23 protein-coding genes, 1 tRNA gene and 1 pseudogene are annotated in these 25364 nt (G+C 64.6%); 12 read left to right on the top strand and 13 right to left on the bottom strand.

Annotation, left to right across the window (positions count from 1 at the left end; translation table 11 throughout):
- Positions 1 to 16 precede the first annotated feature (16 nt).
- Positions 17 to 319: a hypothetical protein gene (locus NR187_RS29225; RefSeq protein WP_249129072.1), complete on the top strand. Its 303-nt coding sequence runs from the start codon at positions 17 to 19 to the stop codon at positions 317 to 319.
- Between the two features lies 1 nt (position 320).
- On the opposite strand, the gene NR187_RS29220 is transcribed toward NR187_RS29225, so the two are convergent.
- Both NR187_RS29220 and NR187_RS29215 read right to left on the bottom strand, forming a co-directional pair.
- Complete coding sequence (locus NR187_RS29220; protein WP_211383975.1) at positions 321 to 1490, bottom strand: PHB depolymerase family esterase; 1170 nt, start codon at positions 1488 to 1490, stop codon at positions 321 to 323.
- Between the two features lie 149 nt (positions 1491 to 1639).
- Entirely contained in the window at positions 1640 to 3052 is a 1413-nt protein-coding gene (locus tag NR187_RS29215) for an MFS transporter (RefSeq protein WP_211383974.1), read from the bottom strand.
- Positions 3053 to 3222: 170 nt separating this feature from the next.
- Here NR187_RS29215 and sthA point away from each other — a divergent pair, with 170 nt between their 5' ends.
- From sthA to NR187_RS29200, 3 genes are all read left to right on the top strand, one after another.
- Positions 3223 to 4614, top strand: coding sequence for a Si-specific NAD(P)(+) transhydrogenase (gene sthA / locus NR187_RS29210; RefSeq protein WP_256808556.1), 1392 nt, complete (start codon positions 3223 to 3225; stop codon positions 4612 to 4614).
- Positions 4615 to 4893: 279 nt separating this feature from the next.
- Positions 4894 to 6129: an LLM class flavin-dependent oxidoreductase gene (locus NR187_RS29205; protein WP_256808555.1), complete on the top strand. Its 1236-nt coding sequence runs from the start codon at positions 4894 to 4896 to the stop codon at positions 6127 to 6129.
- Positions 6130 to 6267: 138 nt separating this feature from the next.
- Positions 6268 to 7644 carry a cytochrome P450 gene (locus NR187_RS29200; RefSeq protein WP_211383971.1) on the top strand — a complete coding sequence of 459 codons (1377 nt, stop codon included), beginning with the start codon at positions 6268 to 6270 and terminating at the stop codon, positions 7642 to 7644.
- Between the two features lie 150 nt (positions 7645 to 7794).
- On the opposite strand, the gene NR187_RS29195 is transcribed toward NR187_RS29200, so the two are convergent.
- Positions 7795 to 8637: an SDR family NAD(P)-dependent oxidoreductase gene (locus NR187_RS29195; protein ID WP_256808554.1), complete on the bottom strand. Its 843-nt coding sequence runs from the start codon at positions 8635 to 8637 to the stop codon at positions 7795 to 7797.
- A gap of 194 nt (positions 8638 to 8831) precedes the next feature.
- Here NR187_RS29195 and NR187_RS29190 point away from each other — a divergent pair, with 194 nt between their 5' ends.
- From NR187_RS29190 to NR187_RS29170, 5 genes are all read left to right on the top strand, one after another.
- Positions 8832 to 9797 carry a sensor histidine kinase gene (locus tag NR187_RS29190; protein ID WP_211383969.1) on the top strand — a complete coding sequence of 322 codons (966 nt, stop codon included), beginning with the start codon at positions 8832 to 8834 and terminating at the stop codon, positions 9795 to 9797.
- A gap of 208 nt (positions 9798 to 10005) precedes the next feature.
- Positions 10006 to 11742 carry a bifunctional diguanylate cyclase/phosphodiesterase gene (locus NR187_RS29185; protein ID WP_211383968.1) on the top strand — a complete coding sequence of 579 codons (1737 nt, stop codon included), beginning with the start codon at positions 10006 to 10008 and terminating at the stop codon, positions 11740 to 11742.
- Positions 11743 to 11933: 191 nt separating this feature from the next.
- Positions 11934 to 15047 (top strand): EAL domain-containing protein, encoded by a 3114-nt coding sequence (locus tag NR187_RS29180; RefSeq protein ID WP_256808553.1) that lies wholly within the window; start codon positions 11934 to 11936, stop codon positions 15045 to 15047.
- Between the two features lies 1 nt (position 15048).
- A complete protein-coding gene (locus tag NR187_RS29175; protein ID WP_256808550.1) occupies positions 15049 to 16104 on the top strand; it encodes a diguanylate cyclase in 1056 nt (351 codons plus the stop codon).
- Positions 16105 to 16163: 59 nt separating this feature from the next.
- Positions 16164 to 16240: transfer RNA gene (locus NR187_RS29170), tRNA-Arg, on the top strand.
- Positions 16241 to 16332: 92 nt separating this feature from the next.
- Here the strand turns inward: NR187_RS29170 and NR187_RS29165 are convergent.
- The 4 genes from NR187_RS29165 to NR187_RS29150 form a co-directional block, all read right to left on the bottom strand.
- On the bottom strand, positions 16333 to 16542 hold the full coding sequence (locus NR187_RS29165) for a hypothetical protein (RefSeq protein WP_211383965.1): 210 nt from the start codon (positions 16540 to 16542) through the stop codon (positions 16333 to 16335).
- Between the two features lie 253 nt (positions 16543 to 16795).
- Positions 16796 to 17089, bottom strand: coding sequence for a hypothetical protein (locus tag NR187_RS29160; protein WP_211383964.1), 294 nt, complete (start codon positions 17087 to 17089; stop codon positions 16796 to 16798).
- A 206-nt stretch (positions 17090 to 17295) separates the two neighbouring features.
- Positions 17296 to 17589 carry a DUF1330 domain-containing protein gene (locus NR187_RS29155; protein WP_211383963.1) on the bottom strand — a complete coding sequence of 98 codons (294 nt, stop codon included), beginning with the start codon at positions 17587 to 17589 and terminating at the stop codon, positions 17296 to 17298.
- Positions 17590 to 17617: 28 nt separating this feature from the next.
- Positions 17618 to 18304 carry a DNA-3-methyladenine glycosylase I gene (locus NR187_RS29150; protein WP_256808549.1) on the bottom strand — a complete coding sequence of 229 codons (687 nt, stop codon included), beginning with the start codon at positions 18302 to 18304 and terminating at the stop codon, positions 17618 to 17620.
- Positions 18305 to 18472: 168 nt separating this feature from the next.
- On the opposite strand from NR187_RS29150, the gene NR187_RS29145 reads away from it, so the two are divergent.
- The gene (locus tag NR187_RS29145; RefSeq protein ID WP_256808548.1) at positions 18473 to 19300 is read left to right on the top strand and encodes a metallophosphoesterase; all 828 of its coding nucleotides are present in this window, start codon (positions 18473 to 18475) and stop codon (positions 19298 to 19300) included.
- On the opposite strand, the gene NR187_RS29140 is transcribed toward NR187_RS29145, so the two are convergent.
- The 5 genes from NR187_RS29140 to NR187_RS29120 form a co-directional block, all read right to left on the bottom strand.
- Positions 19239 to 19727, bottom strand: coding sequence for a Crp/Fnr family transcriptional regulator (locus NR187_RS29140; RefSeq protein ID WP_256808547.1), 489 nt, complete (start codon positions 19725 to 19727; stop codon positions 19239 to 19241). The genes NR187_RS29145 and NR187_RS29140 overlap by 62 nt on opposite strands.
- A gap of 88 nt (positions 19728 to 19815) precedes the next feature.
- A complete protein-coding gene (locus NR187_RS29135) occupies positions 19816 to 20349 on the bottom strand; it encodes a GNAT family N-acetyltransferase (protein ID WP_256808546.1) in 534 nt (177 codons plus the stop codon).
- A gap of 165 nt (positions 20350 to 20514) precedes the next feature.
- Positions 20515 to 21255 carry a di-trans,poly-cis-decaprenylcistransferase gene (locus NR187_RS29130; RefSeq protein WP_211383958.1) on the bottom strand — a complete coding sequence of 247 codons (741 nt, stop codon included), beginning with the start codon at positions 21253 to 21255 and terminating at the stop codon, positions 20515 to 20517.
- 29 nt (positions 21256 to 21284) lie between these two features.
- Complete coding sequence (locus NR187_RS29125) at positions 21285 to 21659, bottom strand: transcriptional regulator (RefSeq protein WP_211383957.1); 375 nt, start codon at positions 21657 to 21659, stop codon at positions 21285 to 21287.
- Positions 21646 to 22263: a hypothetical protein gene (locus NR187_RS29120; RefSeq protein ID WP_211383956.1), complete on the bottom strand. Its 618-nt coding sequence runs from the start codon at positions 22261 to 22263 to the stop codon at positions 21646 to 21648. The genes NR187_RS29125 and NR187_RS29120 overlap by 14 nt, the downstream gene beginning before the upstream one ends.
- A gap of 202 nt (positions 22264 to 22465) precedes the next feature.
- Here NR187_RS29120 and NR187_RS29115 point away from each other — a divergent pair.
- A pseudogene (locus NR187_RS29115) lies at positions 22466 to 23714 on the top strand (S1C family serine protease).
- A 130-nt stretch (positions 23715 to 23844) separates the two neighbouring features.
- Here NR187_RS29115 and NR187_RS29110 read toward each other — a convergent pair.
- A complete protein-coding gene (locus NR187_RS29110) occupies positions 23845 to 24819 on the bottom strand; it encodes a tripartite tricarboxylate transporter substrate binding protein (RefSeq protein WP_211383955.1) in 975 nt (324 codons plus the stop codon).
- A 125-nt stretch (positions 24820 to 24944) separates the two neighbouring features.
- Here NR187_RS29110 and NR187_RS29105 point away from each other — a divergent pair, with 125 nt between their 5' ends.
- Positions 24945 to 25355: a VOC family protein gene (locus NR187_RS29105; RefSeq protein WP_256808543.1), complete on the top strand. Its 411-nt coding sequence runs from the start codon at positions 24945 to 24947 to the stop codon at positions 25353 to 25355.
- The last annotated feature ends 9 nt before the right edge of the window (positions 25356 to 25364 follow it).

Here is a 25364-nt window from a genome sequence, read left to right as displayed (position 1 = left end):
GAACAGGGAGCGTCACATGAAGCACTTCATGATCAGATACGAGTTCAAGGATGGTACGACGGAGGCCTGGCACCAGCAGATCGGCCGCTTCATCAAGGCGATCGACGCCGATCCGGAGCTCAAGGGACGGATCGGCTATCGCGTCCTGAAGAATCGCGACGATAATAGCTATTTCCACCTCGCCAGCGTCGCCGACGATGCCGCGCAAAAAACGCTGCAATCGCGCGACTTCTTCAAGGCCTATCAGGAGATGACGCGGAAGGTCGCCCGCGGCGAGGTGACGGCAACGCCGATCGAGATGATCGACGCGACGGCGTAGATTACTTCATCAATCCCGCGGCGGTAAGCGCGCGCGTGATGATCTGGCCGAGATCGAGACCGCGAGCCTGCTCGCGCTTCGGCTCGGCCGGTGCTTCGGCGACCGCCGCGCGGATCGAGCGGGCGAGGTGCGGCGCGGGCGAGCGGACCGGCGTCGGCTTTGGCTCCGCCTTCGTCTTGGACGCGTCGGGAATCCAGCCGGTCAGGCCGAAGAATTTTGCGATGTGGTAGGACGAGGAAATGCCGGCCTCGATCAGGAAGGCGCCTTCGATGCCATAGCGCTGGTCGTTGTCGGCGAGGCCGAGCGGCGTGCCGTGCGCCATGTCGGTGATGGCGTAGGACTCGACCAGCGTCTCGCCGTCCTTATTCCACCAGGTCTGGCGCGGATAGCCGTCGACATCGGTTTCCGCCATCGGCATGTCAGGCAGATCGTGCAGATCGAGCCATTGCTTGACGATCTCGTTGGCATTGCCGGGATTGACGGTGCGGTCGGCGCTGCCGTGCCACACCGAAATCTTCGGCCAGGGCCCGCTATGCTGCGAGGCGCCGCGCACGAGATCGCCGAGCTCGCGCGCGGGACGCGCCGGGGAATGGAACATGCCGTCCAGCGCTTCGCGCAGGTTCGAGGCGATGCCGTAGGGCAGCCCGGCAATGACGGCCCCGGCCGAAAAGACCTCAGGATAGGTCGCGAGCATCACCGACGTCATGCCGCCGCCGGCGGAGAGGCCCGTGATGAAGATGCGCCCGGGATCGATGCGATGCGCCTGAACCATATGCGCGATCATCTCGCGAATCGAACGCGGCTCGCCGCTGTCGCGCGCGGTGTCTTCCGGACTGAACCAGTTGAAGCAAGTGTTGCCGTTGTTGACCCGCTGCTGCTCGGGCATCAGCAGCGCGAAGCCGTAGTGCTCCGCCAGCGTCGACCATCCCGCGCCGAGGTCGTAACTTGCTGCGGTCTGGCCGCAGCCGTGCAGCACGACGACGAGCGCGCGCGGCTTCTGCAGCTGCGCCGGCACGAACGCGAACATGCGCAAGGCCCCGGGATTGTCGCCAAAATTGGTGACCTCTACCAAAGGACTGGGCGCATCCGCGCTCCGGCCGAAATCGGCAAAGCGCAGTCCGTCCAGCCTTGGCAGACGTTTCAAGAGATCGACATTTCTGGCGAGCGACACGGCAACTCCTGGCAGGCGACGTACAACGTCAGCCAAACCAGATAGTTGCTGCGTTGCAAAATAAAAAGACCGTGCGCTGTCAATCCGGTGAAAATCGAGGGAAATCCGCGGGAAAACTGCAGGAATCCGCACGCATTAACAGCAGTGCCTCAACTTCGTGCAGATGCGCGGCGCATCCACGCCAGAAATGCGGCGCAGATCATGATTAATGCCGCAAACAACGCGAGCGAGACGAGAAAGCCTGCGCGCGGCGATTGCAAGGCTTCGATCGTGAAGAAGACGGCGCCGATTGCGGCCACTCCGGCCGCATTTCCGATCTGCGCCGTCGTGCCGTACATGCCGGAGGCTGAGCCTGCGGCGACGGGTTTGACTGTCGAAAGCACCGCGCCGGAGAGCGGCGCCATGACGAGCCCCTGGCCGTAGCCGAAAATGATCATGGTGAGCGCGAGCAGGAGCGCAGACGGCGCATCGACAGAGAACGCGACAAGCGCCAGCCCAGCGAGACCCGCGAGCTGAAGCGCGCAGCCTTCGATCAGGACCTTGGTACCGCGATGGCGCGCTCGCGCGCCGCTGTGACGCGAGGCCACGACGAAAGCGAGCGCGAGCGGAATGAACGCCATGCCGGCTGCGAGCGGCGGGATCTTCAGCCCCCGCTGCATGAACAGAGTCATGACGAGATAGAACGAGAGGTTGGCGGCGAAGAAGAAGAAGGCCGCGCCAAGCCCGCGCAGAAAGGCCGCATCCGCCAGCAGCGTGAGATCGATCAGCGGCATGCCGCCGCCGCGCGCCACCGCGCGCTCGAGCCTTGGGAATGCTGCGAGGATGGCGCCGCCGCTTCCCATCACCGCCCACAGCCACGGCGCCCAGCCGACATCGTGGCCGAACAGCAACGGCCCGATCAGGCACAACAGGCCTGCGAACAGCACGACGCTGCCCTTGATATCGAGCTTTGTGCCGGCGCGACGCGGCACCGACGGCATGATGCGCCAGGCAGCGGACGCGATGACGAGGCCGCAGGGCACGTTGACGAAAAACACCGAGCGCCAGCCGGTACCGGCGAGATCGATCGTGATCAGGAGGCCGCCGAGCAGGAAGCCGGCGGCGCCTGCGAGCCCGAGCACGATGCCATAGATGGCGAAGGCGCGGCCGCGCTGCTCATCCGTGAACAACAGATGCAGCGTCGCCAGCACCTGCGGCACCATCAGCGCCGCCGTCGCGCCCTGCGCCAGCCGCGCGACGATCAGCTCCGCGCCTGACCGCGCGAGACCGCACCAGAGCGAGGTCAGGGTGAATCCGAGCACGCCGGCCAGAAAGACGTTCCTGGTGCCGTGGATGTCGCCGAGGCGGCCGCCGGTGACCACCAGCGTGGCATAGGCGATCAGATAGATCGCGATGACGGATTCGATCTGCGCCGGCGTCGCTTGCAGCTCGACCGCGATGGTGGGGATGGCGACGTTGACCACGAAGGCGTCGACACCGAACATGAACTGGGCGGCGACGACGATCGCCAGCACCCACCAGCGGCGCGACGAATCGATCTGCTTTGTGACGATTTGATGCATCGGCGCGCAAACCTCTCGGGATTTATTTGCGCGCGATGCTCCCAGATCGACGTCGTCCGCGCGATTACCTCCGAGGTAGGCCTTGCTGTCCTCTTGCCGCGCCCTTGCTCCCTTGGCCCGATTGCTGCATGTCGGTTTCCGCTGGTCTCGCGGGGTTCGGAAGTCTTCCGATGTACGACTACGACATGGTGGTGATCGGCTCGGGCCCGTCAGGGCGCCGGGCCGCGGTGCAATGTGCCAAGCTCGGCAAGGCCGTGCTGGTGGTGGAGAAGGGCCGGCGCGTCGGCGGTGTCTCCGTTCACACCGGCACCATCCCCTCGAAGACACTGCGCGAAACCGTGCTGAACCTGTCCGGCTGGCGCGAGCGCGGCTTCTACGGCCGCTCCTACCGCGTGAAGCAGGACATCGCGGCGAGCGATCTGATGACCCGGCTCCAGAAGACGCTCGACCACGAGGTCGAGGTCCTCGAGCATCAGTTCAGCCGCAATCTCGTCCGCACCGCCAATGGCGAGGCGCGGCTGGTCTCGCCGCACGAGGTAGAGATCACCAGCGCCATCGGCGAGACCAAGACGGTGTCGGCCGCCTTCATCCTGCTCGCCTGCGGCACGCGTCCGTTCCGGCCGGACTATGTACCTTTCGACGGCACGACGGTGCTCGACAGCGACGAGATCATCGAGCTGCCGAAGCTGCCGCGCAGCCTCGCCGTGATAGGCGCCGGCGTGATCGGTGTCGAATACGCCACCATCTTCAGCGCGCTCGACGTGCCCGTGACCCTGATCGAGCCGCGGCCGACCTTCCTCGATTTCATCGACAAGGAATTGATCGACGAGTTCATGCACGAATTGCGCGACCGCAACGTCGCGCTGCGGCTCGGCTCGAAGGTCAACTCGATCGAGAAGAATGCGCAGGGGAGCATCGTCACGCATTTGTCCGACGGGCGGCATGTCACCACCGACATGCTGCTGTTCGCGGCGGGGCGCGTCGGTGCCACCGACCGGCTCAACCTGGAAGCCGCCGGCATCGTGATCGACCATCGCGGCCGCATCTCGGTCGATCCCGTGACCTTGCAGACCAGCGTGCCGCACATCTACGCCGCCGGCGACGTGATCGGCTTTCCGAGCCTGGCCTCGACCTCGATGGAGCAGGGCCGCGTCGCCGCCTGCCACGCGCTCGGCATGGAGCCGATGGCACCGCCGGAGTTCTTCCCCTACGGCATCTATTCGGTGCCGGAGATCTCGACCGCAGGCCTCACCGAGGAAGAGGTGCGCACGCGCGGCATTCCCTACGAGGTCGGCATCGCGCGCTTCCGCGAGACCTCGCGCGGCCATATCATGGGGCTGAACAGCGGCATGATGAAGATGATCTTCTCGACCAAGACGCGCCGCCTGCTCGGCGTGCACATTCTCGGCGAAGGCGCCACCGAGCTGATCCATATCGGCCAGGCCGTGCTCAACCTCAAAGGCACGATCGACTATTTCATCCAGAACACGTTCAACTATCCGACACTGGCCGAGGCGTACAAGATTGCCGGGCTCGATGCGTGGAACAGGATGACAAGGTGATCTTCCTTCACCTCTCCCCGACTGCGGGGAGAGGTCGAAATTCAAACGCAGTTTGAATTCCGGGTGAGGGGGTACAGGTCTCACGACGATCTCATCTGCGGAGAGAGCCCCTCACCCCAACCCTCTCCCGGTAAGAACGGGGAGAGGGAGACGAAGCACCTCGCCTCATCATTGCATGCCTGCATTCCGCCATGCGGGACATCGTGCGATTGCCTTCGCTGTCTTCAGCAACTAGCCTCACCGTCTCAACAAACAAAAAATCCAGCCGGAGAGAACGCCATGGCGCGCCTGAAGTTCGGAGCCTTTCTTGCCCCGCATCACCCGATCGGGGAGCATCCGATGCTGCAGTTCCGGCGCGATCTCGACCTGGTCGAGCAGCTGGATAGCCTCGGCTATGACGAGTTCTGGTGCGGCGAGCATCATTCCTCGGGCTGGGAGATGATCGCCTCGCCCGAGATGTTTCTGGCCGCGGCCGGCGAGCGCACCAAGCGGATCAAGCTCGGCACCGGCGTGGTGTCGCTGCCCTACCACCATCCCTACAACGTCGCGCAGCGCATGGTGCAGCTCGACCACATGACCGGCGGCCGCGCCATCTTCGGCTCCGGTCCCGGCGCGCTCGCCTCCGACGCGCATACGCTCGGCATCGACCCGATGACACAGCGCGATCGCCAGGACGAGGCGATCGGCGTGATCCGTCGGCTCTTCAACGGCGAGCGCGTCACCGCCAAGAGCGACTGGTTCACCATGAACGACGCCGCTCTGCAAATCCTGCCGCTACAGGAAGAGATGCCGTTCGTCGTGGCCTCGCAGATATCGCCCTCGGGCATGACGCTCGCCGGCAAATACGGCATCGGCATCATCTCGCTGGGCTCGATGACGACGCAGGGGCTGATGTCGCTGCAGCAGCAATGGCAGTTTGCCGAGGACGCGGCAAAAAAGCACGGCACCAGCGTCAACCGCGCCGACTGGCGCGTGCTCCTGACCTTTCACATCGCCGAGACCCGCGAGCAGGCGCGCAAGGAGGCCGGGGCCGGGCTGATGCGCTGGCACAACGAATATAATGTCGGCACACTGCAGCGACCGGGCCTCACCGCCTTCGCCTCGCCCGACGAGGCCGTGGACAAGACCGCTTTCGTCGAGGGCGCAGCCTCCACCATCGGCACGCCCGACGATCTCGTCAAAACCATCAAGAACGTGATGCAGGTCTCGGGCGGCGTCGGCGCAATCATCGGCTTCGTGCACGACTGGGCCAATCCGGAAGCCACCCGCCGGAGCTGGGACATGGTGGCGCGCTATGTGGTTCCGGAGATCAACGGCTATATCGACGGCCTGCGCCGGTCGCAAAAATTCGTGATCGAGAACCGCGCGATCTTCGAGCGCGCGGGCCAGGCGGTGATGGCCAAGATCATGGAGAACGAGAAGGCCGCCGAGGCACTGAAGGTGACCGGCCCCGGCCGCGTCGCCATTCCCGCCGTCAACGCCCCGGATCTGCAGAAGGAAGCCGCCAAGCGGTAAGCCTCGTCGAACTGACACGCAACGATCACGAGCAGGAGATGCCGGCCTGTGCTAGGTTGATGCGGTCAACGCGGCGCGGGCCGCCATAATGCCGCGGTCGCGCGATGTCCGTTCGGTCAGCCAACCGGAGCAATCGTCATGTCGATGCAGAATGTCGCTTCGCCCGCGCTCGGCTTCACCGCGCCCAAGCGCAACGAGCTGACGCACATCCCCGGCGACGAAGGCTGGCCGATCATCGGCAAGACTTTCCAGGTGCTGGCCGATCCCAAGGGCCATATCGAGGCGAACGCCGCCAGATATGGCCTGGTCTACCGCACGCATTTTTTCGGCGAGACCAATGTCGTGCTGCTCGGGCCGGAAGCCAACGAGCTCGTGATGTTCGACCAGCAAAAGCTGTTCTCGTCGACGCATGGCTGGAACAAGGTGCTGGGCCTGTTGTTTCCGCGCGGATTGATGCTGCTCGATTTCGACGAGCACCGGCTGCATCGCAAGGCGCTCTCGGTCGCGTTCAAGTCCGGACCGATGAAGTCCTATCTCGGCGATCTCGACCGCGGCATTGCGGCGCGGGTCGCGCAGTGGAAGGGCCAGCCGGGCGAGATGCAGCTTTATCCGGCCATGAAGCAGCTCACGCTCGATCTCGCCGCGGCCTCGTTCCTCGGCGCCGACATCGGGCCGGAGGTCGACGAGATCAACCGCGCCTTCGTCGACATGGTCGCCGCCGCAGTCGCCCCGATCCGCCGCCCTCTGCCCGGCACCCAGATGGCGGCCGGCGTGAGGGGACGCAAGCGCATCGTCGCCTATTTCCGCGAGCAGATTCCGCTGCGACGCGGCAATCAGGGCGGCGATGATCTGTTCTCGCAGCTCTGCCGCGCCACCCATGAAGACGGCGCGCTGCTCTCGGAGCAGGACATCATCGACCACATGAGCTTCTTGATGATGGCCGCGCACGACACGCTGACCTCGTCGCTGACGTCTTTCATCGGCGAGCTCGCCGCAAATCCCGACTGGCAGGACCGACTGCGCGCGGAAGTCCTGGCGCTGGGGCTCGCGCCCGATGCGCCGAGCAGCTTCGACGACCTCGAAAAAATGCCGCTGTCGGAGATGGCGTTCAAGGAAGCGCTGCGGATCAAGCCGCCGGTGCCCTCGATGCCGCGCCGCGCCATGCGCGATTTCACCTTCAAGGGCTTCACCATTCCCGCCGGCACCGCAATCGGCGTCAATCCGCTCTACACGCACCACATGAAGGACATCTGGCCGGAGCCGGATCGCTTCGATCCACTGCGCTTCGGCGAAGAAGCCCAGCGCAACCGCCACCGCTTCGCCTTCGTGCCGTTCGGCGGCGGCGCGCATATGTGCCTCGGCCTGCACTTCGCCTACATGCAGGCCAAGTGCTTCGCGCGGCACTTCTTGCAGAACATCGAGGTGTCACTGGAGCCCGGTTACAAGCCGGACTGGCAGATGTGGCCGATCCCGAAGCCCCGGGATGGCTTGCGGGTGCGGATGAAGGCGGTTTAGCCACAGCCGCCATTGCGAGCGAAGCGAAGCAATCCAGAATCTTTCCGCTGAGGGATTCTGGATTGCTTCGTCGCAAGGGCTCCTCGCAATGACGGCGCGCGAAGAGCGCGCCTTTGCCCATCCTGCGGCGCTGCGTCCGGGGTACGAGACCTACCCCGCCCCCTGATCGAACGCCTTGCGCAAGGCCACGTAGCCCTGCTGCTGCTGGCTCCAGTTGCGGCCGCCGGTCATTGCGCCGTCGATGACGAGGTCGTGGCCGTTGATGAAGCTGGACTCGTCGCTGGCCAGGAACACCGCGGCATGGGCGATATCGTCCGGCAGGCCCGCACGCGGGATCGGCTGCGCGGTCTTGTAGACATCGCGCATCACCGCCGGCGTCTTCTCGGCAGCCTCCGTCGACAGGCCGAGCGCCTTGCCAAAGATGCCGGTCGCGATCGCACCGGGCGAGATCGAGTTGACGCGGACATTGGACTCGCCGAGCTCCATTGCCACGCATTTAGTGAGATGGATCACCGCCGCCTTGGCCGCACCATAGACCATCGAGGACGAGAAGCCGGCGAGGCGGCCGGCGATGCTGCCATTGTTGATGATGCTGCCGGACCCCTGCCTCTTCATGATGGGCGCAGCGTGCTTCATGCCAAGCATGACGCTGCGCACCAGCGTCGCCATCGCCGCGTCGAAGCGCTCGACCTCGAGGGCTTCGACGCCGCCGGTCTGCGCCGGACCGCCGGCATTGTTGAACAGGCAGTCGATCCGGCCGAACTTCTCCACCGCGAGCGCGATCAGCGCCTGCATCTGCGCTTCGACCGTCACATCGGTCTGGCGGAAGACGCAAGTCGCCCCGAGTTGCTTCGCCAGCGCCTCGCCCTCCGGTATACGCCGCCCCGCGATCACAATTTTGGCACCTTCGGCAACGAAGACTTCTGCGGTGCGCAATCCGATCCCGCTCGTCGCGCCCGTGATCACCGCGACCTTGCCATCCAGCCTGCCCATGGAATGTTCCTGTTTTCGAACCATTTGACGCCAAATGGCGGACACCGATCGATGACGGCGCCGCGACAGTCGGCGCCGCAGCAGCCACTATTCCTGCCGGCTTCCGACATGGCAAGCTTTGCTTGCGCCGGCCACATGCGTAACATTCATGGCGACCGCTCGATTTTCGAACGCATATCGCAACCGGGCTGTGCATGGGGAAGCTGATCGACGAATTCCGCAAAGGCTGGCAGGGCGTGGCCCCGCCATCGCTCGGTCTGAGCCTTGCGTTTGCGGTCGCCTGCCTGCTGGTTGCGACGCTGGCGCGCTGGGCCCTCGCCCATGTGCGGCCCGACGTCTACTTCACGCCATATTTCCCGGCCGTGTTCTTTGCGGCCGCGTTCGGCGGCTTTCGCATCGGCGTCATCACGGCGCTGGCCGGCGGCATGCTCGGCGTCGTCGTGAATTTCGGCGATGCCTTCGCCGATCGCGCGCGCTTTGCCCTGCTGGCGCTCTATTGGGCGGTCTGCGCGCTCACCATCTGGGGCGTCGAGCATTATCGCTCGCTCCTCGTCGAGCAACGCCGGATCTCCAGACGCCTTATCGAGGAAGAAGACTATCGCAAGCTACTGGTCGACGAGCTGCAGCACCGGCTGAAGAACAAGCTGTCGACGGTCCATGCCGTGCTGCATCAGGTGCTGCACGACCAGCCGCAAGTCTGGGCCCGGATCGATCCGCGGCTGCGGTCGCTGGCTGCCACCGACGATCTGATCTCGCGGATCGACAAGGCCGGCTGCGACATCCGCGATCTCCTGATCTCCGAGCTCGGGCCGTACGGGCATGTCCGTTTCACCCTCAACGGCGACCGGCTGTTCCTGCCGCCGAAGCTTGCGGTCACGCTGTCACTGATGTTTCACGAGCTCGCCACCAACGCCGGCAAGTACGGCGCGTTCTCCGCGCCGCGCGGATTGTTGCAGGTGTCATGGACCGTCAGCGACGACCGCCTGACCGTCACCTGGGATGAAACCGAGGGCCCGAGCGTCGACAAGGTCTCCGAGCCGGGTTTCGGCACCAAGCTGCTGAAGTCGGCGCTGTCAGCCTTCGACGGCAAGGCCGAGGTGTCGTATCTCAGGACAGGGCTTCATTGCATCATGCAATGCCGTATCCCCCAGGGCGGCTAGACACAGCGCGGGCGAAAACCGATCGCGCGGTCTGCTCGCGGTTTCGCACGCGCCGTTGACGCTCTGTTAATGACGATGGACTGCGCGCGTCGCATCGCCGCAAAACACCCCCGTATTTCTCCGGACCCCTTAACCAAACCTAAGAGGGAACCGCGCAAGATCGCGCTCATTGCAAAGGCGCGCTGAAACAACAAGATTCATGACTTCTATGAACGACAACAGATCTTCCGGCGCGAGCGAAGCCGAACTCGGATTTCTCAAGGAAATCGTTAGAATGCTGCCTGCCGGCCTGACCGTGCAGGACGCGCAAGGCGAACTTCTCCTGGTCAACGATGTCGCCGCCGCCCAGCTCGGCATGGACGGCAGCCGTCCCTCACCCGACCTCGCGCCGCGCCGGGAGGCCTGCCGCCAGGCCCTGAACTCCGGCCGGCCGGTCGTCTCCGAGGAAGCGCTCCACGACGGGACCGCACGCCAGGTGCTGCTGACCACCCATCGTCCGGTCCGCCTCGACGGACGCGAGCTCTTGATCTCGGCCTCCTCCGACATCACCGAGCAGAAGAATTTCGAGGACCAGCTGTTCCGCTCGGCCTATTTCGACGAGCTGACCGGCCTGCCCTCGCGGCGCGTGATCGAACATCGCGCCGCCAGCCTGCTCGCGCAGAGTCGCGGCGGCGAACGCTTTGCGCTCGCCTTCCTCGACGTCGACAATTTCAAGCACATCAACGACTATTACGGCCATGCCGTCGGCGACGCGCTGCTGGTCGAGCTGTCGAAGCGGCTCGGGCGCGACTTGCGCGATTCGGATATGCTGTCGCGCATCTCCGGCGACGAATTCCTGCTGCTGCTCTCCCCGATCCAGAGCCAGGAGGAAGTCGCCGAATTCATGCAGTCGACGCTGGAGCGGCTGACGGCGCCGTTCTTCATCGACAATTCGGAAGTCTTCGCCTCCACCTCCGTCGGCGTCAGCCTGTATCCCGATCACGGACGCAGCTTCGAGACGCTGCGCCAGAATGCGGACATCGCGATGTACCGCATCAAGAACAACGGCAAGGGAACGGCGGCCTTCTTCGATTCCGGCATGGAGCGCGAGGCGCTGGCGCGAACGAAGATCGAGCAGTCGCTGCGGCTCGCGATCCTCGAGAAGCGCTTCTGCTGCGCCTTCCAGACCAAGGTCGACATCCGCACCCAGGCCGTGAAGGGCATCGAGGCCCTGGTGCGGCTGCGCGACGACGAGGGCGTGATCCAGGCGCCCGGCTCGTTCATCAATCTTGCGGGCGAGCTCGGGCTGATCGACGAGCTGACCCATCTCGTGCTCGCCGAGATCGTCAAATCGGTCGACCTGATCAACGAGAGCTTCGGCGCGGAAGCGACCATCAGCATCAACGTCGCGGCCAAGCAGGCCGGCAACCCCGAATTCATGCGCAGCTTTGCGCAGGCGCTGGACGACACCGGCTTTCCGCAACGCTTCATGATCGAGGTGACGGAAGATGCCTTCGTCGCCAAGAATCATTTCCAGGCCGAGATCCTGCCGATGTTCCGCAAGCTCGGCGTCGGCATCTCGATCGACGATTTCGGCACCGGCTATTCGTCGCTCTCGGCGCTCGCCGACATCACCGCCGACGAGATCAAGATCGACCGCTCCTTCATCACCGACATCCATCAACGCCCGCGCAGCCAGGGCATCTTGCGCGCGATCGAATCCCTGAGCGAAGCGCTCGGGATGACCGTGATCGCCGAAGGCATCGAATCCTACGAGGAACTCGCCTATCTCCAGGCCGCAACCAAGATCCGCTACGCCCAGGGCTATTACTTCGCCCGGCCGATCTTCCTGGAGGAGTTGAAGCTCGCAACGCCCGTCTCGAGCGAGGCGCGCGCGAGCGTCGCAAGCCGGCCGCACCAGCACAACCGCCAGGGCTATTCGCGGGCGAGCGGGTATCGGCGGTAACCTCCCGGGCCTTCACCGTTGCGGCGCCGACAAGAGCGGCGCTATTCATTTTAAACCGCTGTTGATGATGCAATGCAGCGGCGCGCTGGATAAGACCGTGATCGCGCAACGAGATTAATGCTTAGGTAACTGGTTTTGCTAAGGTTTGCGCCATTTGTGCGGTGTATTCCTGTCCCTCCAGGGAGGGGGGAATGCGCCAGGTCATTGCAGGCATTGCAGCCGGAATATTCCTAGCCGCGAGGAACGGCTGGGAGGCCGTCATTCGGCGCGGACCGGTGCTGTGGCTGACCCTGTGCGGCGTGTTGCTGGTCGCGGGGATCTTCGCCGTGACCGCCATGGCGGTCGGCGAATTTCGCGAACGAACCCTCGCCAACCGCGAGCGCGAGCTGGAAAACACCGTGCAGCTGATCGCGCGGCACTTTGATCAGCAATTCGAAGATTCCGACGTCGTCGCCGCCGATGTGATCGGGCAGATGAACCTGCCGGAGATCACCTCGCCCGGGATGTTCCGTGAGCGCATGTCCGGACCGGTGACGAACCAGATGCTGCGCAGCAAGATCAGCTCCGTGTCCTATCTCGGCGACATCGCGATCTACGATGCCGACGGCGAGCTGATCAACTGGTCGCGGGCCCAGCCGCTGCCCAAGATCAACATCTCCTCGCGCGCCTATTTTCAGACGTTCAAATCGAATCCGATGGCCGAACCGGTGGTGCTGGAGTCGGTCCGCAGCTTCATCATCGGCAAATGGACCACGGTCGTCGCGCGCCGGCTGAACGGCGCGGACGGCACCTTCTTCGGCGCGATGGTCAGACGGATCGATCCGGACAGCTACCAGAACTACTTCGCATCCGTGGCGCTTGCCGAAGGCACGGCGATCTCGCTGTTCGACCGCGAAGGCAAGATGCTGGCGCGCTACCCGCATGTCGAGGAGCTGATCGGCAGGAACTTCAAGGACGCGCCGTTGATGCGCAAGATGCTGGCCGAAGGCGGCCGGCACACGCTGCGCGTCAAGGGTCCGATCGACGGCGAGGATCGCCTCGGCTCGGGGGCGTCGCTTTCGCATTTCCCGCTGGTCATCGTCGCGACCAGCACCACGAGCGCCGCGTTGGCCGACTGGCGGCAGCAGACCGGCTTCATGATCACCACAGCGACGCTTTCGGCGGCCGCGATCGCGCTGATCCTGTTCCTGATCATCCGTCAGATCAACCGGCAGAACCGCGAGGCCCAGCGGCGGCTGGAGGCGGAGCGGCAGTGGCTCGACACTGCGCTGAACAATATGTCCCAGGGGCTGATCCTGTACGATGCCGATGGGTACATCGTCACCTGCAATCGCCGCTATGCCGACATGTTCGGCCTCTCCCACGACGTCATCAAACCCGGCTGCCACATCCACGAAGCGATGCACCACCGCAAGGAGTGCAATGCGTTCAGCGGCAACGTCGAGGAATTTTGCGCCGAGGTCATGAGCGGCGTCGCCGAAGGCAAGGTCGCCACCCGGACCCATCAATTGCCCAACGGCCGCGCCTTCCAGGTCATCAACACCCCGCTTGCGCAGGGCGGATGGGTCGCGACGATCGAGGAGATCACCGAGCGGCGCAATCTGGAGCAGGAACGCGACCGCAACTACACGTTCCTGCGCGAGATCGTCGACCATATCCCCTCACAGATCACGGTGAAGGACGCCCGGACGCGGCAATATCTGCTGATCAACCGGACCGCCGAAGAGCAATTCGGCCAGTCGCGGGAAACCGTGGTCGGCAAGACGCCCTTCGACGTCTACCCGGAGGAGACGGCAAGACGCGTCACCGATGACGACAGCGACGCGTTGCAAGCCACCGACACTGGATTGTTCAAGGACGAGCATCCCTGGCCGAGCCTGACCAAGGGGATGCGCTATATCACCTCGACGCGGATCAGCATCCGCGATGGGTCCGGCGAGCCGCAGTATCTCATCAGCGTCGTCGACGACGTCACCGAGCGCCGTCGCGCCGACGAGAAGATCGCGCATATGGCGCACTACGATGCGCTGACCGACCTGCCCAACCGCACGCTGTTCCGCGAGCAGATCGAGCGCGAGCTGGCGAAGGTCCCCGGCGGCGGACAGTTCGCGCTGCTCTATATCGACGTCGACGAGTTCAAGGGCATCAACGATTCGCTTGGCCATCACGTCGGCGATGAGCTGTTGAAGGCGATCGCGGGCCGCCTCCGCGGCTGCCTCAAGAGGGGCGACCTGATCGCACGGCTCGGCGGCGACGAATTCGCGGTGATCCAGACCGGGATCGAATCGTCTGCCGATGTGCTGTCGTTCGTGACGCGGATCTACGAGGCGATCCGCCGGCCCTATCATTGCTTCGGCCATCAGCTCTCCACCGATGCCAGCATCGGCATCGCGCTGGCGCCGCAGGATGGCAACGATCTCGACCAGCTCATCAAGAATGCCGACCTCGCGATGTACGGCGCCAAGGCCGAAGGGCGCCGCACCCACCGCTTCTTCGAGCCGGAGATGGATGCGTGCGCCAAGGCGCGCCTCTCTCTAGAGCAGGATTTGCGCCAGGCCCTGGTCGACGGCGGTTTCGAGATCCACTACCAGCCGCTGGTCGACCTGCGCTCGGGCGAAGTCGCCGGCTGCGAGGCGCTGCTGCGCTGGCGGCATCCCGAGCGCGGCATGGTATCGCCGGCGGAGTTCATTCCGATCGCCGAGGACACCGGCCTGATCAACGAGCTCGGCGACTGGGTGCTGCGCATGGCCTGCAACGAGGCCGCGACCTGGCCGGGGCATGTGCGCGTCGCGGTCAACGTCTCGCCGGTACAGCTCAAATGCGACACGCTGGCGCTGCGGATCGCCGGCGCGCTCGCCGCCTCGGGGCTCGCCCCGTCCCGGCTCGAGCTCGAAATCACCGAAGCCGTGCTGATCCGCGACGACGAGGCGGCGCTTTCGATCCTGCACCAGCTCCGCGCGATCGGCGTGCGCATCGCGCTCGACGATTTCGGCACCGGTTACTCCTCGCTGAGCTATTTGAAGCGTTTCCCGTTCGACAAGATCAAGATCGACCGCTGCTTCGTCGCCGACATCGCGGAGACGAGCGGCGCGCCCGTGATCGTGCAGGCGGTGGTGAACATCGCCGCCGCCAGCAACATGACCACGGTCGCCGAGGGCGTCGAGACCGAGGCCCAACGCGATATTCTGCGCGCGCTCGGCTGCACCCAGATGCAGGGCTATCTGTTCAGCAAACCGAAGCCGGCCAACGAGGTGCGAAAACTGTTCGGCCCGGGCGATGCTTTGCCCGTGGCGGCGGTGGCCTGAGATGGCGAAGCCGAGCAAAACTTCAGCCCAGACCGTCGACGTTGCGGATTCCTATGCCGTGCGGCTGATGCAGCATCTGGTGGTGCCGACTTTCGTGATCGATCCGAAGCGCCGCGTCGTGATCTGGAACCGGGCCTGCGAGCGGCTGACCGGGGTCGCCGCCTCCGAGGTGATCGGCACGACGAAACACTGGCAGGCCTTCTACGAGACCAGGCGCCCTTGCCTCGCCGATCTCGTCGCGCTCGACCGTCCCGAACAACTTCCCGAGTTCTATTCGGAATATGCGGCGCGCGGCCATAACGGACTCGGCTTCAGCGCCGAGAACTGGTGCGTGATGCCCAAGCTCGGCAGCCAGCTCTATCTCGCCATCGACGCCGGCCCAATCCACGACGAGGCCGGCCACCTGATCGCCGTGGTGGAGACGCTGCGCGACCTCACCGACCAGAAGCGCGCCGAGATGACGTTGAAGGAGCTTGCCACCAAGGACGGGCTGACCGGCCTGTCGAACCGCCGCTCGTTCGACCAGATGCTGATGAGCGAATGGGCCCGCGCCCAGCGGACGCAGAAGCCGATGGCGCTGCTGTTCGTCGATGTCGATCATTTCAAGCTGTTCAACGACCGGCACGGCCACCAGAGCGGCGACGAATGCCTGCGCGCGGTCGCCGCCGTCGTCAGCCGCCATGCCGTGCGCCCGCTCGACCTCGCCAGCCGCTATGGCGGGGAGGAATTCGCGCTGATCCTGCCGGACATGGATTGCGACGCCGCCTGCACCATCGCCGACGAGATCCGAAGCGCCGTCATGGCCTTGCGGATCGCCCACGGCGCCGAGGGGGCCGCCGACCACGTCACCCTCAGCGTCGGCGTCGCCAGCCACATTCCGGGCGAATCCGACGGCGGCCCCGACCGACTGCTGGGCGCGGCCGACGAGGCGCTCTATGCGGCCAAACGGCTCGGGCGCAACCGTGTCATCTGCGCCGAACGCGTGCTCGCCGAATTCGCCGGCCTCGGGCGGGATCCCGCGGCGGTTCCGGCGCCTTTCCGGCGCAAAACGGCCTAGCGGGGTGCAGCGGGAAGCGGTTGCCCGCCCCTCGCCAATCGGCTACATGAAGCCTCGTTGCACCCGTAGCTCAGCTGGATAGAGCGTTGCCCTCCGAAGGCAAAGGTCACACGTTCGAATCGTGTCGGGTGCGCCAGTCTCTTCCGTTGCGCGCTGGAGGCACCCTCACCCGAGTTGTCCTTGTGATAGCTCGCGTTGGAGGCATCGTCTGCTCAGCCGAGGACACGCTCAGGTCAGCATCGAGATGATCGCCTGGATCTGGTCGGAAGCCGACGTCACCAGTCCGTCGTACGACGTCTGACCGTGTGCGGCCGCCTTCAGGATGCATTCGGCTACGGCCGCTTTCAGGCCGAAGACCGATTGATCAGAGGGCACGCTCGCCATCACGGCCTCTAGCGCCCGACGCATGGTCTGAATGAACTCGGAGCTGTATTGCATTGGCTGTCCTCCGCAGATTCATATTAGATCGCGTGCCCATGCTTGCCACTCACAAGCCTGAGATTGCTCTTTGATGCATCCAACATGGATGGTCGGGAACCTCAATTCAACGGAGCCGCAGCCGACGTTCGGCATCTGGGCCGAACCGACGGGACTCTCGGCGAATGCAGAAAGCCGCACAGCGCGCTCGCTGTGCGAAGGGACGGTGGCGGGATTTTCAGACTCGCCACCGAAGGTCGATCCGCCGAGCCGATCAATGCCTCATGTGCCCGAACACGACGATCACGCCGGTCGGCTCGGGTTCGTGCGCCATCAGGCGCGTCAGGTCGGAATCGCCCCAGTCGGCGAGGCTGACGACTTCGCCGCTCTCGCGGTCGGCACCGGGCGACGCCGCGGGCTCGAGGACCTTCAGTCCCATCTCGTCGACGAAGAAGGTGTGCTCGCCGAACATGCTGTTGAGCTGCGGCATGGCGGGATGCTCGTCGGGCAGCACCTGAGCGCCGAGCTGGTTGACGGTCTGCTTCACCTGTTCGGATGTGAGCTTCATGAGCTGCTCCGTTTCTGTCATGTCGGTTTCATTGAGCCGAGCCAGAGCGGGTGTTCCCTGCGCCGATGTTCGCCTGGCTCAAGCTCCCGAACGGGTGCTGCGCACAAATGTTCCGACAGAAATGCATTTCGTGATCGCGCGCCGCATCTGCCGCGCGCGCGGCACGAGATCGCCACAGGATGCACAAGATCTGCGCGGGGACGGCGCTAGTCGACGGCTTCTACGATCCGGATGTCGCGGTCGGCACCGTCTCCGAGCAGGTCGTGAGCGGCCTGATAGGCCGGACTCGCATAGGCAGCCCTGGCGCTCTCGACGCTGTCGAACTCGATGAGAACGACGCGTTCCATCTGACCGAGCTCGAAGGCCGCGGCCGGCATCCCGCGTGCCAGCACACGGCCGCCGGCCGCCTCGATCGCCGGACGCGACAATTTGGCATAGGCCGCCATGGCGTCGGGGTTCTTGATCGCACGGTAGGCGGCGATCCAATAGGCTTTGGCCATTCCTGTTCTCCTGATTTCCAGTGACCCGCTACTCGCTTCGGTTCTCGCCCACCGACAGCGCGCAGATACGTGACAGATATGTGTAGGACAGACCGGTCTCCTCGGCCCAGGCGTTGAACTGCGCCTGGACCTTGGCTAGATCGCCCTTCGATTTCACCTCTTCGGCAATGTCGAGACCCGCATCGCGCAGGCAGGCCACCACGTCCTTCGAGGTGACGAAACCGTCCCAGCCGACGAAGCGCAGCAGCATCTGGCCGGTGTTGCCGCCGAGACGGCTGCCGCGCCTGGTGAGGAGATCGAGCAGGCCGATCTCGTCGGACGGCGACCATTTCGCCAGAAATCTGCCGAAGCTGCCGTGCTCTTTCGCGATCGCCTGCACGAAGGCGGCATTGTCGCGCACCGACATGATCTTGGCGCCGTTGCGCACGATGCGCGCGTCGCGCAGCAGGCCCTCCCAATAATCCTCGGGCTGGAAGGTAAGCTCGGCCGGCTGGAAGCGCAGGAACGCGTCCTCAAAGCCGTCCCATTTCGTCTCGATCACGCTCCAGGCAAAGCCCGCGCAAAACACGCGCCTCGTCATCTCGGCGAGGATGCGGTCGTCGCCAAGCTTCGCCAGCCCCTTCAGGTCGGGCTTGTCGGGCATCAGCCTGTCCAGCGCCTTGGGTCCGCCCTTGCGCTTCTCGGCGCGGGCACGGATGGTCTTGAAAGAGGTCATGCGGACACGAGCGGGTGAGGGTGCGCCAAGACTTCAGACACGACATCAGAATTCGACGAACCGGTCCAGCCCCGCGATTGACGGGAGGCGGCGGCCGTGCTGGTCTGCTTCTTGCCTTACGACATTTTGCAATTCCCAGACATTTTCAATCTCGCAAACGGATTTTCAATGCGCTGCCTGGTCGTGGCCGACCTGCACTATTCACTGCCGCAGCTCGACTGGCTGGTCAGCGCGGCTCCGCAATTCGACCTCGTGATCTTCGCCGGCGATGCGCTCGACATCGGCTCGATGGTGGATTTCCGCGCGCAGATCGTGGTGGTGAAGAAGTACCTGACGCTTCTTGCCGACACCACCCGCGTCATCCTCTGCTCCGGCAATCACGACCTCGACGAGCGCAATGCGGAGGGCGAGAAGATCTCGCGCTGGATCTCGGAGGTGCGCGAGCTGGGCATTGCCTGCGACGGCGACGACCTCACCCTCGGCGACACGCTGTTCACGGTGTGCCCGTGGTGGGATGGGCCGATGGTCAAGCAGCGCCTCGCCGACCAGTTGCGCGACGCCGCCGTCAGCCGGCCGCAGCGTTGGATCTGGGTGCATCATGCGCCGCCGGCGAATTCACCGACGAGCTGGGGCGGCAAGCGTTTCTTCGGCGATGTCGAGCTGGTGCAATGGATCATGCAGTACCAGCCCTCGATGGTGATCTCGGGCCACGTGCATCAGTCGCCCTTCATCCCCGACGGTTCGTGGTTCGACCGGCTGGGGCAGACCTGGGTGTTCAATACCGGCCTGCAACCGGGCCGGCCGCCGACGCATATCGTGCTGGACCTCGATGCGAACAAGGCATTCTGGCTGGCGGCGGGCGAAGCGCAGTGGATCGATCTCGCCGCGCCGCTGAAGCGACCGGCTTGCCATGTCGCGGAGCCGCCGGACTGGCTCACATCCTTGGATCGGATTGTCGATCCGAGCCTGGCGAGACCTCAAGCGGTGGCAGGTTGATCATGCTCTGAAGCACCTCGCTGACCATCGCGAGGTGAGTGCCATGACCGGCATATTGCCGCTTCAGATCGGCAAGATAGGTGTTGGCGACGTTGAGCCGCTGGGCCAGCGTGCGCGCGAGCAGCAGCGCCACCTCCGGCTTCTCTATGAGGAATGACGCCGCGTCCTCGAACTCGTAGATGACCGAATCCGTGGCGGCGCGCACCGTTGCGGTATGTGGCAGCCCGAGCAGCACGGACATTTCACCGAACACCGCGCCGGGCTCGACGATGGTCGCGACCACCGTGTCGCCCTTGAGCACTTCGAGCCTGCCTTCCACGAGCACGTAGAGGTGACCGCTGCTGGTGCCGCCCTCGGTGACGACGAGCGTGCCGGCCGCGACCGGCCGCTCCGTTCCGCCGGTGCAATGATCCAGAACTGCGCGCATCTTGCGAAAGCTCCCATCGCCGGGGATACCCGGCGATACCAGAGCACATACTAGAGCACGATCCGTGCCACGCGGCAAATCAACGCGGCTATGGCACCCGCGACAGGCGCTTGGCGAGATGGACCGACTGCCAGTCACCGAGGCCGGTATCGGCGAAGCCCGCTTTTTTCGCAAGACCCCGCATTTCGGCATTGGCCCGCGCAGTCTCGGCCGCAATCATCTCGTGACCGAGATCGCTCGCGCGCCGCTCCATTGCGGTCATCATTTGGAGGCCAAGGCCCTTGCGCTGGAAGGCGTCGGCGATCGAGATGGCAAACTCGCCGTGCCGCGCGGTCGCATCGTAGGCGTAGAGCGCTTCGCCGATGATTGCGCTCTGCCCCTCCTGCGTGAACTCGGCGAGCAGCGTAAAATGATCGGGACCGCTGGTCTTTGTCAGGCACTCGGCCGCGACCACGGCAAAGTCCGCCCGCGCGCCCATGAAGCGCCTGTTGCGCGTTGTCGCGGAAAGGCCCGTGAAATAGATCGAGAGGCTTTCAACATCGGAGGCATTGGCGACCCTGATGCAGAGTGCATCTCTCGTCTCATTCGGCTCGACAGCGGCATCCAGAGATAGCTGTGACATGCGCGAGGCTCTCGGCAGGTTGCGTCGAATGCACACCTAGCCGAGACCGCGCACTTGCCGCTTGGACGGTGCTGCCAATCTTGCGGCCGAAAACGAACAATACGTTGCCCTGGGCCGTGCGTCACATACGGGCCGCGCTCACGCGGCCTCGCGCCCCGCGCTGCGTCACGCCCGAGAGAGTGAAGGCACCTCTTCCGGCATGATCGCCTGGAGGCCGCCGAAGCGGCGTTCGCGGCCATGGAAGGAGGCCAGGGCCGCGGCGAGATCGGCCGCGTCGAATTCGGGCCACATCCGCTCGGTGAAGTGCAGCTCGGCATAGGCGCCTTCCCAGAGCAGGAAGTCCGATAGCCGTTTCTCGCCCGAGGTGCGGATGATGAGATCGACGTCGCGCAAACCCGCCTCGCCGGTGACGAGCTGCGAGAAGGCTTCGCGGGTGAGGCTCGTCAGCGCCGCCGCCTTCGCCGCCGCGGCGAGGATGGCGTCGCGCGCGGAATAGTCGACCGCGATGCGCAAGTGCAGCGTGCTGCCTTGCACAGTGGCGTCTTCCGCGCGTGCGATCGCATTGGCGATGCCGTCGGGCAGGCGGTCGCGGCGGCCGATCACGGTGAGACGCACGCCGTTCTTCACCAGACTCTGCACCTCGTTGGCGAGATAGAAGCGCAAGAGCGTCATCAGCGCGGCGACTTCGGCCTTCGGCCGGCGCCAATTGTCGGTGGAGAACGCATAGAGCGTCAGCGTGCCGATGCCCTGCTTGGGCGCGGCCTCGACGATGCGGCGGATCGTCTCGACGCCGGCCTCGTGGCCGCGTACGCGCGACAGGTTGCGGCGTGTCGCCCATCGTCCGTTGCCGTCCATGATGATACCGACGTGAAGCTTTTCGTCGCAGGACATAGCGCCACTTTGCATCGCAAAGTCTCCGGTCAAAAAAAGGGGGATCAGGTCGAAATGATGCCGAGACGGCCGAGCGGCGGCGCCTCGCGGCCTGCGGCTTTCGCCGCGTCGCGCACCAGGCGCTCGAGCACGGCGAGATAGTCGAGGAAGCGGCGGCGGCCGGCCTTGGTGAGGCGGCAGGTCGTGTGCGGACGATTGCCCTCGTAACCCTTGGTCACCTCGACGAGGCCGGCTTCCTGGAGCACGCCGAGATGCCGGCTGAGATTGCCGTCGGTGAGGCCGCAGAGCTGCTTGAGGTCGGCGAACGCCAGACCCTTAGGATGCGCCATCAGCGAGGTCAGAAGGCCGAGCCTCGCCTTCTCGTGGATCACGCGATCCAGTCCCTCGTAAGAGAAGGGTGCGCTGTCAATCTTCGACATCATGGTCTCCGGACGCGAAATACAGAATGCCCGCCATCATCGACTGCCCGATCACGAAGGGCAGTCCCATGGTCCATGGTGACAGCGTATGGGTTCGGCTCGCCAGCACCACCACCACAAAGCCTGATACGAAATACCAGGCGCCGGCCAGCGCGACGGTGCGCGGCAGCGAGCGGACGGAAGCGAAGATGCCGAGCGACACCAGGATCTGCCACAGGCCCGGCAGCAGCCACAGCGTCTCGCCTGCGAACTTCCACACCACCACCGCAAGCAGCACGCCGGCAACGCCTGCGGGCAGGAACTGCTCGACCGCCTGGTGGATCATGGCATCGGCAAGGCCGGAATGATGCCGGCGGGAGCGCGCGCGCATCTCGATGCCGATCACCAGGACGGAGAGCACGGCGGCAATGAACCAGCCGAGAAAGAAGCCGAGCGGCTCGCCGGTGGGATCGCCGAGCAGCCAGAATTGCAGGATCGCGGTGAGAAGCGCGACCGCGCCGGTCGCGGCCATCGTCGCCGGGCCGTAGCCGCGGAACGCCGTGCCCGCCGCGATCTGGCTGCGGATCGCCACGATGTCGGCCAGTGCCTTGTCGAGATCGCGCATTGGCAACGCCAAGCCCCACTCCGCCCACGCTTTTCGGGACCGCTGATCCCCTCACTTTGTATTGCAAAGTATACGGCAAGGCAAAGTAAATGCAAGCCCGAAACTCGCGGCAAGGAGACTGCGCCCGAACAGACAACTGGCGGTTGCGTGGCACCACCTCCCACGGATAAGATGGAGGCAAAAGCATTTCCGGGGGGCTGGCATGTGGCTTAAGTCATTCGTCGTCGCGTCTTCGTTGCAATTGGCCGTCGTCAGCTTGGCGCATGCGGCGGGGCCGTTCGGCTCCATCCACGTCGGCAACCTGGAACGGCGGCGCCTTTTCCAATGATTCGACCGGCGCATTCTCACACTGCGCTGCAAGCACACCTTACGCCAACGGCGTCACTTTGCTTGTTGGCCAGGATGCAAACAACTCCTGGCTGCTCGGCTTTGCCAATCCGGCATTTCGCTTCAAGAAGGGCGAGAACCTGACGATCGACGTAACCTTCGATGGCCAGACCGAGGCGAGGCTCTTCGGGACGGCGTTTTCCGAGGTCATGGTCTCCGCAGTTCTGCCCGCCAACGTCGCTCGCGCCCTCCAGAAGGCGAGCCTGATGGTAGCCGTGGCGAGGGGGACACCCTTTCAATTCAGCCTGACATCAACTGCGCCTTTGGTGGCCGCGGTGACCAATTGTGTCACCAGAGTTAAAGTCGACGGACTGGACAAGGCCGGCGACTTTACAAGGATTGCCGCCAAGCCGCAGGCCGCGCCGGACAAGCAGGCATCACCGGCAACCGGCAGCAAGTCTGCTCGAACCAAGAGCGGCACAGGCTTTGTCGTCAGCTCCAACGGGCACGTCGTCACCAACAATCATGTGGTTGACGGCTGCGTGGGCGACATCAAGGGCAATCGCACCGGCGAAGCGGCGATGGTGCTGCGCGTGGTGTCGAGCGATGCCAACAACGATCTCGCTCTGCTGCAGGCGCCGTCGGCGACGGCGTTCAAGGACTTCGCCCGGATTCGCGACCGTTCGGTCCGCTCCGGCGATTCCATCGTCGCGATCGGCTTTCCCTTCCACGGGCTGCTGACGTCGGATTTCACCGTGACGACCGGGATCGTCAGCTCGCTCAGCGGCCTGCGCAACGATTCGCGTTTCCTGCAAATCAGCGCGCCCGTGCAGCCCGGCAATAGCGGCGGCCCGCTGTTCGATACCAGCGGACAGATCGTGGGCGTGGTCACGGGCTAGCTCGACGGATTACGGATCGCCGCTGCGACCGGCAACATCCCTGAAAACATCAACTTCGCAATCAAGACCGGTGCGCTGCGCGACTTCCTCGACAACTCCGTGGTGCCCTACCAGACCGCGGAGCCGAAGGGCGAATTCAAGACCACCGACATCGCCGGCAATGCGCGGTCATATACAATGCTGATCTCGTGCAACGGGACCGAGCAGGCCGAGGCGAAGCGGTAAGGCCGGGTTCATGCGCGCCATACAGCTGCGCGTTTCGCCGCGCCGCTTCATTCCGGATCAAGGCGGCAAGGCACGCAAGAAAAAAGCCCTGCCTTGCGGCAGGGCTCCATTCCCGGTCATCGCAACATCGCTAATCGACTTTCAAGCCGGCGAACTCGACCACCTTTTTCCACTTCTCGGTCTCGGCCTTGATCTCCTCGCCGAACGCCTCGGGCGTCTGCACCCGCGGCTCGCCGCCGAGCTCGACCAGGCGCTTGGTCATGTCCGGCTCCTTCATCAGCGCGTTGACCTCGCTGTTGAGCTTGGCGATGATCTCCTTGGGCGTGTTCTTCGGCGCACCCATGCCGAACAGCGCGCTCGCCTCATAGCCCTTCACGGTCTCGCCGATCGTCGGCACGTCGGGCAGTTGTGGCGAGCGCTCCGCGGTGGTGACGGCGATCGCGCGCAAGCTGCCGGAGCGGATGTGCTGGATGATCGAGGGCATGTTGTCGAAGATCACCTGGACCTGGCCGCCGAGCATGTCGGTGATCGCGGGTGCCGCACCGCGATAGGGCACGTGCTGCATCTTGCAGCCGGTCATCGCCATGAACATCTCGCCGGACAGATGCACCGAAGTGCCGTTGCCGGACGAGGCCATGTTGACCTTGCCGGGATTGGCCTTCACGTATTCGATGAACTCGGCGACGGTCTTGGCCGGCACGTCCTTGTTGACGGTCATCACGTTCGGCACGCGCTGGAACGAGGCGACCGGCGCGATGTCGCGCACGAAATTGAATTTCAGATTGGTATAGAGCGAGGCATTGATGTAGTTGGCCGGATTGACCAGCTGCAGCGTGTAGCCGTCGGGCTCGGCATTGATCACCGATTCGGTGCCGATATTGTTGCCGGCGCCCGGCTTGTTCTCGATCACGAATTGCTGGCCGAGCTTCTCCGACAGCCGCTGGCCGATCAGCCGCGCCAGGATGTCGGTGGCCCCGCCCGGCGGATAGCCGACCACCCATTTCACCGGCCGGGCCGGATAATCGGCGGCAAGAGCCTTCGACAGCGGGCTGGCTGCAAGCGGACTGGCGGCGAGCAGGCTCAGCGCGGTACGGCGAGTGATCATCTCAAGGGTTCTCCCACGTGTTGTTCTTGAAAGCCGGATAGCTTGAAAGAGGCGTCGAGGCAGTTGTAACAAAGCTTGCCGCAGGCGGAAAGTGCACGGGGCATATCACGACGAAAGGATAAGCCATGCCGGTCAAGGTCGAAGCCCTCGATCATCTCGTGATCAACGTCGCCGACGTCGCAGCGACCACTGCGTGGTACGGCAGGATTCTCGGCATGGAAGTCAAGCTGTTCGACCCCGGCGGCGGCAAAGCGCCGCGGACTTCGCTGCAATTCGGTAACCAGAAGATCAACGTCCGGCCGCGTGACGCCGACAAGGTGGAGTGGTTCACCGCCGACCACCCGACCGCCGGCAGCGAGGATCTGTGCTTTCTCACCTCCGCCACGCCCGACGAGGTGGTGGCGCATTTGCAGGCACATGGCGTCGCGATCGAGGAGGGCCCGGCTCCCAAGCAGGGCGCCCGCGGCACGCTGCGCTCGGTCTATTGCCGGGACCCCGATGGGAACCTGATCGAGATTTCGTCGTACGCGGATTAGCGCGTTCGC

Origin of the sequence: Bradyrhizobium sp. Bra64, from assembly GCF_024519875.1 — a bacterium.
Classification (GTDB): Bacteria; Pseudomonadota; Alphaproteobacteria; order Rhizobiales; family Xanthobacteraceae; genus Bradyrhizobium; species Bradyrhizobium japonicum_G.
Note: the sequence above shows the minus strand (reverse complement) of the source record. Positions and strands in the feature narration are given on the sequence as shown.